The sequence below is a fragment of the Tunturiibacter psychrotolerans genome (assembly GCF_051013365.1).
GTDB classification, from domain to species: Bacteria; Acidobacteriota; Terriglobia; order Terriglobales; family Acidobacteriaceae; genus Edaphobacter; species Edaphobacter psychrotolerans_A.
Genome location: NZ_CP132941.1, coordinates 3,198,300 through 3,213,644, shown reverse-complemented (window position 1 = coordinate 3,213,644; position 15,345 = coordinate 3,198,300). Strand labels below are relative to the sequence as shown.

The 15,345-nt window shown below is 53.8% G+C and carries 11 protein-coding genes; 2 read left to right on the top strand and 9 right to left on the bottom strand.

The window, feature by feature from the left end:
* Nucleotides 1–121: 121 nt before the first annotated feature.
* Entirely contained in the window at nucleotides 122–1,171 is a 1,050-nt protein-coding gene (locus RBB76_RS13445) for a phytoene/squalene synthase family protein (RefSeq protein ID WP_429631322.1), read from the top strand.
* Nucleotides 1,172–1,443: 272 nt separating this feature from the next.
* On the opposite strand, the gene RBB76_RS13440 is transcribed toward RBB76_RS13445, so the two are convergent.
* The 7 genes from RBB76_RS13440 to RBB76_RS13410 form a co-directional block, all read right to left on the bottom strand.
* Nucleotides 1,444–1,890 (bottom strand): VOC family protein, encoded by a 447-nt coding sequence (locus tag RBB76_RS13440; protein ID WP_429631323.1) that lies wholly within the window; start codon nucleotides 1,888–1,890, stop codon nucleotides 1,444–1,446.
* 804 nt (nucleotides 1,891–2,694) lie between these two features.
* Complete coding sequence (locus RBB76_RS13435) at nucleotides 2,695–3,576, bottom strand: response regulator (RefSeq protein WP_429631325.1); 882 nt, start codon at nucleotides 3,574–3,576, stop codon at nucleotides 2,695–2,697.
* Nucleotides 3,577–4,053: 477 nt separating this feature from the next.
* On the bottom strand, nucleotides 4,054–5,001 hold the full coding sequence (locus RBB76_RS13430) for a phytanoyl-CoA dioxygenase family protein (RefSeq protein ID WP_429631326.1): 948 nt from the start codon (nucleotides 4,999–5,001) through the stop codon (nucleotides 4,054–4,056).
* A 101-nt stretch (nucleotides 5,002–5,102) separates the two neighbouring features.
* Nucleotides 5,103–5,756 (bottom strand): DUF2306 domain-containing protein, encoded by a 654-nt coding sequence (locus tag RBB76_RS13425; RefSeq protein ID WP_429631327.1) that lies wholly within the window; start codon nucleotides 5,754–5,756, stop codon nucleotides 5,103–5,105.
* A gap of 102 nt (nucleotides 5,757–5,858) precedes the next feature.
* Nucleotides 5,859–7,130: a putative sugar O-methyltransferase gene (locus RBB76_RS13420; RefSeq protein ID WP_429631329.1), complete on the bottom strand. Its 1,272-nt coding sequence runs from the start codon at nucleotides 7,128–7,130 to the stop codon at nucleotides 5,859–5,861.
* Nucleotides 7,131–7,651: 521 nt separating this feature from the next.
* A complete protein-coding gene (locus RBB76_RS13415; protein WP_433963425.1) occupies nucleotides 7,652–8,719 on the bottom strand; it encodes a hypothetical protein in 1,068 nt (355 codons plus the stop codon).
* A 1,046-nt stretch (nucleotides 8,720–9,765) separates the two neighbouring features.
* Nucleotides 9,766–10,068, bottom strand: coding sequence for a hypothetical protein (locus RBB76_RS13410; protein ID WP_429631333.1), 303 nt, complete (start codon nucleotides 10,066–10,068; stop codon nucleotides 9,766–9,768).
* Between the two features lie 991 nt (nucleotides 10,069–11,059).
* Between RBB76_RS13410 and RBB76_RS13405 the strand changes: the two genes are divergently transcribed.
* Nucleotides 11,060–13,159, top strand: a complete 2,100-nt coding sequence (locus RBB76_RS13405; RefSeq protein WP_429631335.1) for a glycosyltransferase 87 family protein — start codon at nucleotides 11,060–11,062, stop codon at nucleotides 13,157–13,159.
* Between the two features lie 200 nt (nucleotides 13,160–13,359).
* Here RBB76_RS13405 and RBB76_RS13400 read toward each other — a convergent pair whose 3' ends face one another.
* Complete coding sequence (locus tag RBB76_RS13400; protein WP_429631337.1) at nucleotides 13,360–13,995, bottom strand: PEP-CTERM sorting domain-containing protein; 636 nt, start codon at nucleotides 13,993–13,995, stop codon at nucleotides 13,360–13,362.
* 213 nt (nucleotides 13,996–14,208) lie between these two features.
* Nucleotides 14,209–15,270 carry a DUF4062 domain-containing protein gene (locus tag RBB76_RS13395; RefSeq protein ID WP_429631339.1) on the bottom strand — a complete coding sequence of 354 codons (1,062 nt, stop codon included), beginning with the start codon at nucleotides 15,268–15,270 and terminating at the stop codon, nucleotides 14,209–14,211.
* Nucleotides 15,271–15,345: the final 75 nt, after the last annotated feature.

The window sequence follows — 15,345 nt, the reverse complement described above, 5'->3', positions numbered from 1 at the left end:
TGTCGACAAACATCATGACAACTTTTGTCTCTGGCCAACCGTCACAAAAAAGCCCTAGCGTATCGGCATCCGTTCAACTTGGTCTACCGGTAGAATGATGGAGGAACGACCATCGGAATCCATGCCTGATCCAGCTCGCGCCGTGCTTCTCGGCCCCCTCCTGAAAAGTGTTTCGCGATCGTTCTACATCACCATGCGCGTGCTCCCTGCAGGGATGCGCGATCCGATTGGCCTTGCTTATCTGCTAGCACGAGCCGCGGACACAATCGCCGATACCTCACTGATTGCTCCCGGACAGCGAATGGAACTGCTCTTGTCGCTTCGCAATCAAGTGAACGGCGCTCCCGATGAAGCGGCGCTCACGCGTATGGCGGCGGAGGTAGGCTCTCAACAAGCAGACTCGGACGAAAAGGTCCTGCTCGAGTCGCTTGGAGCGGCACTGACGGTGCTCTCCCAAATGAGTGAGTCCGATAGAGAAGCAGTGCGCGATATTGTATCCACTCTCACGAAAGGGATGGAGTTCGACCTGCATACTTTTCCCGATGAGTCGTCCGGGCGGATCGTTGCGCTTCGGGAGTTCTCCGAATTGGATCAATACACATACATGGTGGCCGGATGTGTTGGGGAATTCTGGACGAAGATGACCTACGCGCATGTGCCTGGTGCGTTCAGAGGCAACCCAGAGGTCGTGTTGAGTCGTGGCATTCGTTTCGGAAAAGCGCTGCAGATGACGAATGTTCTCAGAGACTGCGGCAAAGATTTGCGGATCGGACGCTGCTACCTGCCATCCACGATGCTTGATCAATTCGGCCTAAGCCCGCAAGACCTCCTGTTACCACAAACATCTCTGGCTGCACGACCGCTCTTATTCGAGCTCGTCGGAAAGACCCTCGATCACTTTCGCGAGGCGGTCGAATACACACTCTCCCTCCCAGCATTCGCGATACGGTTACGGTTGGCTTGTTTGTGGCCGGTTCTCATTGGGTTAGAGACCCTGTTGCTGCTCGTGTCCAACGATGAGTGGCTGGACCCGGCAAAGGTTTCAAAGATTCGGCGCGGCGACGTGTACCGAATCATTGCGTTCTCGGTGCCTCTGGTGGCATCCAACCGACTCCTGCGTCTCTGGATGGAGCGACGAATATCAGGAATCGAAGGTCATATAAGAAGCTGAAGCGTTCGCTCGAATGCCCAAGCATGAGACTGCATGAATGGGTCACCCGCCGAATATTTTTTCGTGGGTGGGTTTGTGGTGTTTTGCAAGGGTTTTTGCGAAAAAGCGGTGTTTGATCGTGGTTTTTTGGTGGTGTGGACGTGGTGGTTGGGTGGTGAAACGTGGTGTTTTAGCAGTCAGTTTTTTGGCTTCGAAAGATGCGCCATGGTTTCTGAGTTTATTTTTGGGGGTTCCCGTTTTGGGAATGCGAGACGTGTATGGGCCAGTCGGCGTCAACCGTACGTGAGGTCTGTGCTTTGACCGACCTCGATGAGGTAGCCGTCGGGGTCGCGGATGTAGCATCGGATCTCGCCGTATTTGGGCAGCGGCTCGGTGATGAACTCGGCTCCTCGGCTTTTCCATAACTCGTAGCATGCCTGGATATCGGCGACACGGAAGTTCAAGAAGCTGCTGATGTGATTCGGGTCGGGGACGCTGAGCGATACCGTCGGCTTGTCCTCTGTCGGGCCGCCACCTACGTTCACAATCATCCAGATATTCGCGAGTTGAAGGTACCCGGGCGCGTTGCCGTCGCCCAGGCTCAGAATGCGAGCGCCGAAGACCTTTTCGTAGTAACGAGCCGATCGCTCGATGTCCTTCACCGTGAGAAAGTGCGCGATGCTCATCCCGTCCTTCGGAGGCATCTCATAGCTCTTCTCTTCGATTTTCACGCTGGCCATTGGCGACTCCAATTCCGATGAACCCTGCTCACTTTCTGATTCCGGTTCCTTCGTATCGCTTACCCAGCCACAATTAAGCCTGACGAGGATAGGCCAATCAATTGGACCAAGGTATTGGGCTCCCCTTGGATTTAGTAGCGATTCGAGCTTTGCATGCCTTCGCGAGGAGTAAACTGTAAATGAGGTCGATCGACTGTCTCGGCGACGACTCAATGGCGCCCCGTTTTCGGTTTTCTGCGTTGAGTAGCCATTGTTGTCGCTATGAAGAAGAACCTGCATTTCACCCGCGAACTCAGCGTAATTTTAGCCTGAACGCCGCAAAGAACGTGGAGACTAACGTGCGCTCAGAACTCATCTTTCGTGCCAGGGAAACCGTCGATAACAAGTACAAGTTGTGTCAGACAGCTTCAAAGGCGACTCGCCGCCTCCACATCTCCGCGAGAAATACCACAGATACAATCAACGATGCTTTTTCACGAATAGCTGGTGGCGATGAGTCTTCTCTACCTGAGAATCCTATTCTTGCTTTGTCGTGACAAGAATAGTCGCGTTACGCAAGGCCCTTGTTGATCTGTACGCTGCCGATTGGCGGCTCCAATTTCGATAACCGTGCTCACCGGCTGATTCCGGTTCCGCGCTGGAGGCGAATGCCCACTCATGCGATGAAACTGCATGAAAGGGACACCCAAGGTACAGGCTGGAGTTCATGTATGGGTCCCGCCCGTGATTTGCGGTGCCAGACTGAACCTCTCTATGGTGAGAGGCTTATTGCATCATCGCGCGAGTGTCATGCACCGCTCCGGGCTAGGCAACTACGGGTAGAGCGTCAAGTTTTGACTCTGAAACATAGCTCGCCATTGCCTGAGCGAGTTGCGAGTCTACCTCGTCTGCTATCGCCATTACCCCCACCAAGACCAGACTGAAGTTCACTCTGTACAGATTGTTGTGCAAGGTCTGGAAGATGCTTACCTGCAACATTCGCGATTCTTCCACCATCATCGCTGCCGTATAGCCCTGCCTACGTCGGTCTAACCCGTGCTGAGCTGCCGCGGTGGACACTAGGGCACGCGTACCTAATGGTAGCGGGTAGCGAAGACGACAAACAAGGTCACTGAATAGGTCACGCAGGTGAGCAGCACGGTCTTTACGACCTAGAGGGACAGTAATGATGTCAGGCTCAAGTTCAACACGCAGAAGCCAATCACTGATTGTCGATTGTGTCTCCTCCTCAAGGATATCGGCAACGCTCGATATAACTCGCGCAGGAATTGTCCTCTGTTTCAGCCGTGCTCTAATGAGATCAACCAGCATAACTACTGCCATCGGTTTCACCAGAACATCATCCGCTTGTAGCAAAATTGCCTCCGCAGCCTCTTTCATCGCGGGATAGGAACTCAGGATGAGCGTCAAGGCCTTGGGATTGGCATGGCGCATAGCGCTAACGACCGTTAGCCCATCTCCCGGTCCAGGCATGTGCAGATCGCTTAGCAACACGTCGAATGTCTGAGAGCCTATAAGGCTGAGTGCGTCGTTGACATTCGCAGCTACAACGACTTGAAAGCCACTATTTTCAAGAATTGCACTAAGGGTTTCGCGGATGGTTTCGTCATCATCAACGAGCAATATCTTCGGGATTGCCAATATCTCATCATCTACGATAGGGTGCTCTATTTTCGCATTGGGCATTGCTCACCGTGGGCGTCCTACTCTATTTCCCACAGAATTAGACGCTGATGGTTCAGATTGAGTTGCTGGGGGGCACAAGATTGATACCGCAAACGATCCCGCCGCGCTGCGTCAACAGGAACCGAATAGAACCTTGCCCCTTGCCCAAGGCACACCCAATCTCATGCAATGACTCGCCAGCCTTCCAGCGCCGCCGCATCTCGATCCGCTGCTTAGTGGAAAGCCTGTTCCGTTTTCCTTGTGCCATAAACACCACCTTTAGAAAAAAGAATTCATATCAGATGGTGTTGCATTGACCGTTTGAGACCACCTCACTTTGGGGAACTACATTTCGTCAGGATAGGATGCTGGTGGTGGCGGAACGATCTTTTGACGAGCTCAAATGGGTGCTCGCGATGCTGCCTGTCGAAGGCGCTCTGGCGGTCTTTCGGAACTAGGCCGTTTGAATATCGCGCACGAGTATGAATCGACTTACACTCAACGCAAGCCCTGAGCTTCGAGCTGATCTACGATTCTGGCGTATCGCGCCCGCAGCCTCGGGTCCGCTTCCGTATCGGCCAACTTAGCTAGCGTTTCCCTGGATGGTTCGAACAGCAGCGGCATCCTCTTCCAGAAGTACTTCAACTCGTCCGACGGCCATCCGGCATAGATCGTCTCCCAAGACTTCTCGTTGCTGCTTCCCGGAAAGACAAAGTTCGCGGGATTTACCGAGCGGCGAGCGTCTTGAAACCTGCAATCCATCGAGATGCGCAGCTGAGTGGAGGTATTCGGCGTGGCCGCATGCACCGTCAGGCTATGAAAAATGAGTACGTCCCCGGCATAGATCGGGCCGCCCGCCCACTCGCCTCCGCGCGCCGTCTCCTTCGCAATGATGCCGGTTGTCGGATCGACACCTTGAAGACCGTAGACATGCGAGCCTTCCATAATTTGTAGCGGGCCCACTTCTACCGGGCAATCGTGCAGCGGCATCCACGCGGTAAAGGTCTCCGCATCGCCATCGAGCGAGCGATGATCCTGATGGGCATGAATAACCAGTCGATCGCAATTGGGAAAGATCAACCGGCCAATCGGTTTGGGATGTACCAACAGATCCCGTCCCACCAACAAATGCATCACCTGTCGCAATGCGGGATGGTGAGCAAACGCATGGAACGCCTGGAGGTTGAAGATCTGCTCATAGACCCGCTTGAATGCCGGGTCAGGATCACCACAGGCCGCACGCACATCGGAAATGCGTTCTTCGGGACTTCGGTCGGGCACCAACCAACCTGAGGCGGACACGATCCGCGTGATTTCTTCCACCATCCGGGTGACATCCTCTACAGGCAGCACGTTCCGGATCAACAGGTAACCCCACGCCTTCATCTCGTCCGGCAGAGAAAGCGACGACAATTGACTCGCACTGATCTCACGAAACGGCTTCATGAACTAAACACTCTCTCTTTGAAATTGAGTTTGGTCGATTATTTTTTGCTTGTTCTGTGAAACATCTTCTTTCTTGAAAGAGCAACGTCAGTCAAAGCGGTTCACGTGCGGCGGTGGAAGAGCTCGTGCCAGCTCAAGCCGATATCCGAGAGGAGAATCGCCATGAAGGTGACGAAGACGATCTCCAGCGAAAAGTTGGCGCCGGTGTGCGGGACCGCGAAGGGGAACTGCACCAGGACGCGGATGCCGATAAAGGTAAACGTGACAGCGTAGGAGCGCACCATCCATTGGCGGTGCTGCTGGATTTGCCGATTGCGCGCAGTGAGAAACGCGGCGACAGTGGTGACGATCCACGTGGAGGCCTGCAGGCCGCTCGCCAGAAGGAAGTACGGCATCATGTGGGGGATGCGGCGATTGTAGGCGAGGACGATCGCTAGCGGGGCGGCTATCAGCACGGAGATGACATAGACCCTGCCAAGCACGCGATGAAACTCTGGGCTGCGACGGCGGAGGCGGTTGGAGAACTGCGGTGGCCCGCTGAGTAACGCGAGAATGCCAGCTGCGATGTGGGGGAAGATGAGAAACGGTATGGTGCGGAAGTAGTTTCGCTCGGCGTGTTGACGGAGGAGGGGTACTTCGATGTGAAAGATGATGTAAAGAGCTGCCGTTGCCATCACGATCCAGAGCGCGGGCTTGAACAGCCGGCGCTGGTGGGAGAGTGTGGACGTTTGTTTCGGCACTAAGCTGACTGGCATTGCGATTCCTGAATGGAACGAAGGGGATGACTGCCTTTCGTTCGCGGCTTGACCAAGTTTACGGATTCGTTGCAAATAGGTTGTAGATTACGGTTTGAAGCCTCAGCTTGACGGGCGTCGCACCTGTGTCCTGTTCTGACCTGCTAGAGCCACTTCCTGCGAGGGCTCATGAGAGGGTAGTCGCCGGTAGCGTTGCTCAAATATCGTCGAAGCAGCAAGACCGGCTGCGCCTCCTACGCCTGCACCAGATATCTTGTGGCTGTGCCAGCCGGAGGAGCGAGTCTCGGCAAGCTGAAAAGATGTGTGCTCTCTAGCGATGAGTTCCGAGATGGATTCGCTGGTTGGTTTTTTGCCGATGCAGAAGAAGCTGTCGCAGGTTATCCGATCTATGTCCTTGAGGTACGCTTTCAGGGCTTCTACCGAGAGAGCGGACATGCCATCAGAGCTGAAGCTCAAGTCGATACTGGCAGCTGGCATCGCAGCAATCTCAAACGAAGGCATGAGGACGACATCAGCACGTGCGATGGCTTGGCCGGTCAGTTCTTCTTCGCCGTAAAGTAAGAACTCGAGACTTGGGAAAGCTTTGAGTAGGTAATACGAACTCAGTGCGATGCTCTCCGGCACATCGAAGTCGATGTAGGTAAGTTCAGGTCTCTCGCGAAGCAGGTAATACGCCATGCTGCCGTACCCGCCGCCGAATTCAACGACCGTGGCTGGACCCGCGGCGAGCATGCTATCGATTCTATGGGCACAATAGTGAGCGTACTCCGCGCCCACGTGAATGTGTGTGCCATCAATCTGGACCCCGAAGGGATTTCCGATTCCGGGTCCGTAGAGATCGCGAAGGGGAAAGCGGCCCTCTGTCTGCTCCTTCCAGTAATCGTAGCGATATAAGGCGTGGCTCAGGTAGAAGCGTCGGTGGAGATCTTTGATGTTGCCACCAAAGTACGCCTTCGCCAGCCCGAACGGCGCACCCAATAGACCGGAGGAGCAAGCGTCCCGGAAGAAATTGCGATACATCGCCCGTAAGGCCGGAATGTCTCGAGTGAGCAGTGCCTGTACGACCGGGCCAAGGCTCTGCTGCCGTATCTGCTCCCACCGGTGGGTCGGCCGGTAGGCCTCCGGTGCAGACTGCTGGCGTTCGTTCGCCTTACTGTAGGCAGCGCAGATTCGCTCAAGCAGTTCCGTGTCGTCGTCTGTCGCATCGATGCGAGAAGCAAATCCATCGGTCACGTTCTGTAGATCGTAGCGATGGTCCCCTTTGAAACGAAGCTCGCCGTGGTTCGCAAACTTCCACATCCCGAGCCATATCGTAAAGAGAGCCTTCGCCTTCTTCGCTGTTTGAATTGGATGAAGCAGGTATTTGGGTTTCACTCTTCACCCCTTTCTACAAGTTCCGACCTACCGATCTAGGAACCCACAAGATGTAAAGCTGTTCTAGGTAACGGGAGACATAACCGTGAACGGCAGCGGAAGAACGTCAGACTTGAGATTTAATGATCTACTTTGCCCTCATCGTTTGTCAGCAACGTAAAGAGGGTTTTGACGTGATTTGACAACTGTGTGACAAACAAAAGACAAGTTCCAGAGTCGTCGATAGGTCGCACCCGCGCGTGCGCTGTAGGTCCCAAATCCCGCGAAGATCCTTTGCCTCGAATTGCAGAGGAGATCACCGTGTTACTCAGTAACTTCAAGCCGTACTTCCATGACGCTTCCCCCTCGCTGTGAATAGCCTCAGTTCTTTTAGCGCAAAAGCCGGGAAGAACTGCTTCTACTCAGTTGTACTCGTCGCCCTCAGTGGATTTTTGTCGATCGCGGCCCTAGCACAAACTAACCGGACGTATGTGCAGACAAACCTGAGCCGTAGCCTATCTTCGTCACTTTCACTCGGGCGCTCACTTGACAGTGACACTCACCGCTGTCGTTGCCGTGATCGAACCGCTTACCCCAGTTACTGCGACGATATAGCTCCCGGGGGGCGTGCGAGAGTAACTTGTGCTGGAGATGATGGTGTTGCCTTGGTTGTGAGTGATGGCGCAGCCGGTGGAAGCTCCCACGCTGACAGCGACAACTGCGAGACTAAGCAGTGTTCTCCATTTTCGGCGGTGCGACAACGGAATGAATAAGATGGCTGCCATAGTCAAGCCGCCGATAACAAAGGAGGTTTGCTGAACGGGGTCGTGTAACTCTTGGGTAGATGTCGCAGTAGTGTTGATAAAGAGCGTGGCCGTCGTTGGTGCCGTTACCGAGATGGGCGGGGTGTCAAACCCGCAGGTGGGTGGGCTGACGACATCCGACGGACTAATTACAGTACACGTCAGTAGAACTCTTCCTTTAAAGCTTTCGTTCGGTATTACCGTAATGGTCGAAGTCGCAGGTACTCCGACTGACGCCACGCGAACGGCCGTGCTGGTTAGATCAAAGCTCTCCTGGACGCCAGACGCTGGCGCTGTGACTAAGTAAGTCCCAAGCGGCAGATCGCTGAAGGTAGAAGCGCCGGTTTCGTCGGCTCCTCCCATCGTAATAACCTTTTCGCCAATAAACCCTGGAAAAAATGACACCCTAAAATAGACTATGACATTGGTGCCAAAGGTTGTAGCGGAGGTGCCCATACCGTATACGGTGCATTGACTGTTGCTAAGGCTAGCAGCCGACCCTGCGATGATCGGAGAACCGTAAGTTGTGCCGGCATCGTTTACGAGGAAAATGTTACTCGTGTCGGGGTCATAACGCATCTTACATGCGTTTGCTGCTGATGTATTGTTGCGCGTGCTCTTGATATTCAGACCAACCGATTGAATGTGAGAGGTTGGGTCCGAATAGATCGTCGTGAAGGTCTGATCCGAGCCGCTACCGGAGGAAGGAGAGATAAATACGGAAGACACACTCGCAGTAACATCATAAGTCCCAACCTCTGTCTGGAAATTCATACCGCCAGCCTGATTGCGATTTTCCGCTAACATGAAAATCTGCTTCGGACCGCTGAATGATGCCGTGAAAGTTACGAAAATCTTAGCAGTCACGGCATTACTGGAAATAGTTATGGACGAAGAAGCACCTAACACGGTGCACTGAGAGTTGCTCACGGTTTGATCTGTTCCCGCGTCAGCTGTGGTTGCGAGGAATGATTTCCCTGTGTCCTGGGCCAACTGGATGATGCCTGAACTGACCATAAAGTTTACGACGCACCCATTTGCGGGCAACCCACTCTCAGTGTCCGGAGCTACGTTGTTCACGATTGCGATAGAAAGTGACTGTACATTCTGCACGCCGTTAGGGTCTGTGAATGTTGCGACGAATGCCTGCTCCGAACCACTGCCGGCCGAGGGCACCAGATTAGTGCTTTGGGCGTGCATAGTGATGGCTGCAGCGAATCCCATTAGTAGAACCGCCAGCATCTGTCTTGGCTTTGCAGCAGAACGGTACGATCGTCCGAATAGATCTTTGAGCATTCTCATGGGATATCCTCCAAACTTCGCCGACAGTGAGACACAGTTTGCCGACTTGCGATCCTTGTGGGCCGGCGGTGCCGTTAAGAAAGTTCTACCTCTTATCTCTATAGCCCAAATTCAAGCTTGTTGTTCCTTAGTTTGGGTGGATGATTGCGGACCGAAGAATCTAAGTGATTCAATTGTCTGACTAGGATGGTCATAATTCTTTACTGCGTTCTTTAGAACTAACGATCGGACTTGAATTTCCGGATCGGCGTTAAGTCGTATTAATAGATGCAGAGGTGTACTTCTGTTTTGAGCAACTCCTCTACGTACGAAAACGGTCGGATCTTTTGCGAGTGTCTCGAGAACTAATCGAGGGGTTACAGGGTTGCACGCTACTTACATACGAACATCGGTATCAGGATCCGTTGACAATTTTTCCAACATATCCTTGTCATGTATGTTGGCGGCATCCATCGCAGCCAGTATCGTTCCGCCAATCCGAGGTATGGTCTCCTTACAATTGAGTCAACCTCTTGTTACCGCTTCAGTAAGCGATTAGGTCTCGTCGCTCTTTAGCCTTGGAAACACTGAAACCCATGGCTTTGTCCGGAACCATCAAATCCGGATCGGTCAACCATTTCTTGCGCCCTTGTTAAATCCGATGTGACAGTCGCTGATTTCACAAACGAAAAATCCTCTACCTCCCCAACTCCGGTCCCAGCAAGCTTTATCGTCTGCGCCAACAGCTTCGAATTCGGCACACCGCCAACCATCGACCACAGCAGCCCTGTGTTGGCCCGCGCCATGCACCCCGCAAAACTGCGCCGGTCGATGCCATCGCCTACGGGCTTCGTAACACCTTCGTTCTCCTGCACCACTTCGTCTTCCTTGAACTAATTCAGATCAATTTCCATCTAATTTTTATTGCCCTGTATCGTCTAAAACTGGCAAGGCGAGCTTTTATTCCGGCCCGTTAGAAGAAATCGCGCGAAATAATTCAGCAGCAATTTGGTTACGCAGATGCGCCCACAAACTTCGGTTCAGCCGAGAAGTTTGACCGTGCGTGTCGCTGCCATTCTTGGTCTTTCTTTCGCCTTGCCGGTTGCTCGACCGCCCTTATCAGACGATCACATCCCGACCCCTTACTTTCGCAGCGAACGCCGGGCTCTCTAGTAATTTGCTGAAAAAGCATGGTTTGCATGAGGGCATCGCCTTAGCGGCGTCGTAACAGATCCGCATTTGCTCTCCGTTGAGGAACCGAGGCCGCTCAACGCACTGGATTCTCATCGCTCATAAACTAAAATTCTCCGGTCCCTGGCTTGCGGATCTTTGCCTGAAGTGCCTGCATGCAACTCAGCCCTTCTTGCTCGAGGCTTGGTTCGACCAGTACGAACGCGACATAGAATTAAATCTCGCCGCGAGCACCGGGTCGGATCTGGACCGCGTTCCCCTGGCTGGTGAGCGGAGCGAGCGACCGCCGGCTCTTGCCGACCACCACCGAGCATGGGATCCTGCTAGCACCAGGCGATTGCTTCGATGTGCCCTCGCATTTCCGCCGGGTCTTCGCCGTCGTCGGAGGCAATTTCTCCAAGGCGCTCGACCGTTTCGGTCATTCGTGAAGAGCTGGTCGGCGAAGATGGTGAGACGTGATGGATCTCGCCGAATGAACGATTGCCATCGGTGCGTCACCTTAGCGATGACAGCGAGAAAAGGGATCTTCCACCAGTATCACTAGGAGGGGGCTGGCTTCCGTGTTTATCTTTGGGGCATTGTGGAAGATCTCTCCCTCTCTTCTCCGACAATTCGACGATCATTGAATGACAAGACGCTGACAATTCCAATGAACGCGGCCGGCCATAATGTAGCATGGAAATTTTGCGAGATCGACGCGTCGCCTCGTGGATGGAGCGTTTCATTCTGCTGCTCGCGATTGCGTATCTCGGGATGCACACATGGCCACGCGCTTGGTCCAAGCTGAATACGGATTTTCCCAACTATTATCTAACGGCGCGCCTGGTTCATGAAGATTACGATACCGCCCGAATCTATGAATGGAGATGGTTCCAGAGAGAGAAAGATCATCGATCGATCGATGATCCGATCGTCGGGCTCATTCCAATTACTCCATTTTCCACATTGGTCATGTGGCCGATGAGTGAGATGCCCGCCCTCGCCGCCAAGCACGTGTGGATGCTCGTGAACTTGGCCCTTTTAGTTCCGCTCTGTTGGTTGTTGCGTTCGCTGACGGGTTTGTCCTATCAGCGTATCGGTCTCGTCTGCGCACTCAGTTTTCCGCTGCACCGCAATATGCTCTTCGGGCAGTTTTACTTATTTCTCCTTGTATTGATCGTCGCAGCTTGTTGGGCCTACCTCAAAGAATTCTACTTGCTCTCAGGTGCGCTAATCGCAATTGCCGCAGCCTGTAAGATATTTCCCGTCCTATTCCTCGCATTGTTCTTGCAACGGAGAAACTGGCGCGCTCTCGGATCGGCATTAGTCACCGGCACTGTGATCGCAGCTATATCCATCGCCGTTTTTGGCTGGAACGTTCATCGTACCTATCTGCATGAGATTCTGCCTTGGACGCTGCACGGCGAAGGCGGGTCCCCCTATGTCACTTCTGCGGCGTCCATATCGACAATCCTGCACTATCTGTTCCTCAACGAGCCGGAGTGGAATCCACATCCTTGGCATAACTCCCCTCTCGTTTATTCGGTCTTGCAGCCGGCTTTACAGATGCTGATGTTAGCCCCCGCTATTTTGCTGATCCGCAGGAAAGACCGGGTGCCGCGGCGGATCATTCTTGAATGGGTGGGATTGCTGGCCGCATCCCTTGCGATCTCCACCATGCCGGCCTCCTATCACTTCGTGCTGATGGTGTTTCCGGTGTGTGTGCTTAGTGCTCTGCTGATCGAGCGCCGGTCCGTCGGCTGGCTCATCGCTCTTCTAATTGGCTATCTGGGCATCGGATTTCCCATGCCCAGCCCCAACCACGTGATGGGACCGGCCATTTTACTTCGTGTTCCGCGACTCCCCCTCATGCTGGCCGTGCTCCTGGGGATTTACGCTCTTCTGTGGTCAGGCCGCAATGACAAGGAAGGACAGGACTGGACGCATTACGCTTGGGCAGGTTTCATGACCCTGGCTACGCTGTTCAGTATCCAGTCGACATTTCATCTTCAACGAGGGGTCCGCCAGGAGTATGCCTATCGGATTGCGCTTAAAACTCCCTCTCTGTTCGATGTTGATCCCGTCGTGTATGGCGCCGGAACACGCTATATTGGTTCCGCGTTTGAAGGTTATCGTCTGGTCACCGAAGGGGATTCGACAAGAATCGATTCCTCTGCCGGCGATGATCTCTCGTTCGCGGCCAGCACTCGGCAATTACTCGTTGAGAAGGCGCGCAATCAGGAATCCGCAATCGTCGATCCCCGGAATCCAGCAAAGACAATCCTCCAAGGAGGACGGAGCCCGATGTTTTCTGTCGACGGTAAGGAGCTCGCTTTTGTGCGCAACGATCATGGCAGGGGAAGGCTCATGGTCCAGGCTTCGCTTCAGTCCGACGGCTCGAACCAAGTCGCTCTTACGCCTCCTTCGATCAACGTCTACGAAGCCGCGTTTGCTTCGCGACGCGCGTATGCGGTTTCCGGTGTCGAGGACGGGGAACCTCCGCAAATTTATCTGACCGATCAAACCCACTCCAATACCCGACTCGATCTTGGCGAATCTCGCTACCCGGCCTTGTCGCCGGACGGTCGCTGGATGGCCTATAGCCATCTGGACGGCGGCATGTGGAACCTTTGGATCCGTGATCAGCAGACAGGCGCAGCGCGGCGCGTGGCGGACATTCCCTGCAATCAGATCGAGTCGTCCTGGGACAGCGACTCTAAAAGTTTGGTCTACGCCACCGACTGCGGCCGCAGCCTTTGGTTGACCGGGATTTCCCGACGCCGCGTAATTCCATGAGGGCTTGTCCACCGTCGGGCCGCCTCCTACGTTCACAATCATCCAGATATTCGCGAGTTGAAGGTACCCGGGCGCGTTGCCGTCGCCCAGGCTCAGGATGCGACCGCCGAAGACCTTTTCGTAGTAGCGAGCCGATCGCTCGATGTCCTTCACAGTGAGAAAATGCGCGATGTTCATGTGTAGGCCACCTGCCGGTTGTCTTAGGCGTTGACGGATCTGCGCCGGCGGAGCAATTGGCCAACCCCGAGGAGGCCGGTCGCGAGCAATACGAAGCTCGATGGCTCCGGGGTGTCGGAGGTGACGATGAGTGCTGCGATTCCGGTATCCGGCTCATAGGAAGTGAAGGTCACGCCAGCAAAGTCTGGTGGGCACGGGTACTGGTTGGGATCTCCGGGTAAGCTGCAGGTGTCGAAGTTGCTGTAGGCGATGCCGGGAAGGGGTCCTACCGAAGATTGAAAGGTATCGAAGGCAAGAGGAACATCGATGCCGAGTTCATCGTTCCCGTCGCCGATCAGGTACGAGCCGTTACTAAAGTTGTGAAAGACACAGGTGAGTATTGGCCCAGGCGCTGTGCCGAGGCTCTGGATCGTTACGGTTGATCCGGAGTCGAAGCAGACACCAAAGCTGTATGGGGTGCCACCACCGGAGTCCATCACCACCTGATTTACAACGTCTGCTGGTTGGGTTTCGGCGAAGGTCACTCGTTCGTTTGTAAATGGAGTGTTTCCGGCGAAGCCGGATGCGACGACAGAGACACTGAATGTAATTGTGTCCGCGTGGGCGGCGACGGGATAGGCCAAGGCGAGAGCGAAGAGGAGGAAGAGAGTCTTGCGCATGGAGGGTTCCCTCTCGAATTTTGAGTGAGATAAGGGTGCGCTCGCTTTTGGGGGGCGTCAAGTGAATTTATATGGAAGGGTTCGAGCTTCGCTCGAATGCCCACTCATGCGATGAGACTGCATGAATGGGGCACCGACGGTATGGCTTAAGTTCATGTATGGGCCACCTGCCCATCCGAGTTTTAGACTTGAGTCTATGTATGGTCGCCCGCCTTACGCTTTCTGAACTTCTTCGGAATCTTGCACCTTGATCTTCTTACTTGGTCTGCGCTTGACTGCATACAGCTCCACCAACTTCGTTTGTCCATATGGAGTGAGCGTCCAAGTTCGCTCTCCGAGCTTTTTATTCGCAGACCTGGCTATGAAGCCGAGGGCCTGGAGCTGTATTAAGACGGTTCGAATATCCTCCGGTACCGTTTTTATCTCAAGATCATAGAGTCCAGGGTGCTGTTCTCCTAAGCTACCCTTGATTTGCCTGGTCGCAGCTCTAGCTACCGCTTGCTCTACGGCAGATTCAGTCTCCTCTGCATCAACGGCCGCCAGCCCATATGTAGCAAGATCGTTCCAGCTCAATCGGGCGATTTGAGTTCCGGTGTAATTGTCGTGGCTTCTATCTTTGAATGAAACATCAAAAGCGACTTCGAGTATTTCTTTACCCTGCGCGAATTTCTCGGATCCAGCAGGTGGCCCCTGCGGCTGTTGACTCAATTTATCTCGTAGCGCCCGGTTTTCTTCTCTGAGACGACTAATCTCAGCAGATGTAAGTTCACCTGTCGCAACATCTGCCTTTACCCAACCTGACGCCGGATTGCTCTTGATTAGTTTCACTAAGCTTCGGCTTACAACTGAACCTAGATCGCTCGGAGAAGAGTAAAATCTGACAGTTTTCATTCTGGCCATGGTTCGAAAGTCTTCGAGAGCTTTCTTGCCGAGCTCCGTCTTCTCACACTTGCCGGACTGAATAGAATCCGGCGCGTTATGCAAAAAAGCGATGATCGGTTTGTTGGTTTCCACAGCGTACTCATACTCCATTTGGGTATAGCTCTTTCCTCCTGAACCAACGGAGCCGTAGCGCCCTGCTATCACTACGATGTAGTAATCACAGTCGTCAATAACTCTCTTTATCAGAGTCCACTGGTCGTCATTCGTGGCGGGAAACAATTCCATTCCGGAAGGCATACAGTCCAGCTCCAGAAGAGCCTGTATCACCTCGTGCCGTTCCTCTCGAAGGTCTTCATAAGTCGAGCTAACGAAGACTTGGTAGCGACGCTCCATTTTTGTGTCCTTCAGACTAGCGTGTTTAGTTCCCAAAGAATTGGTCAGTTGAGTTGCAGCGCCTTCTACCATATG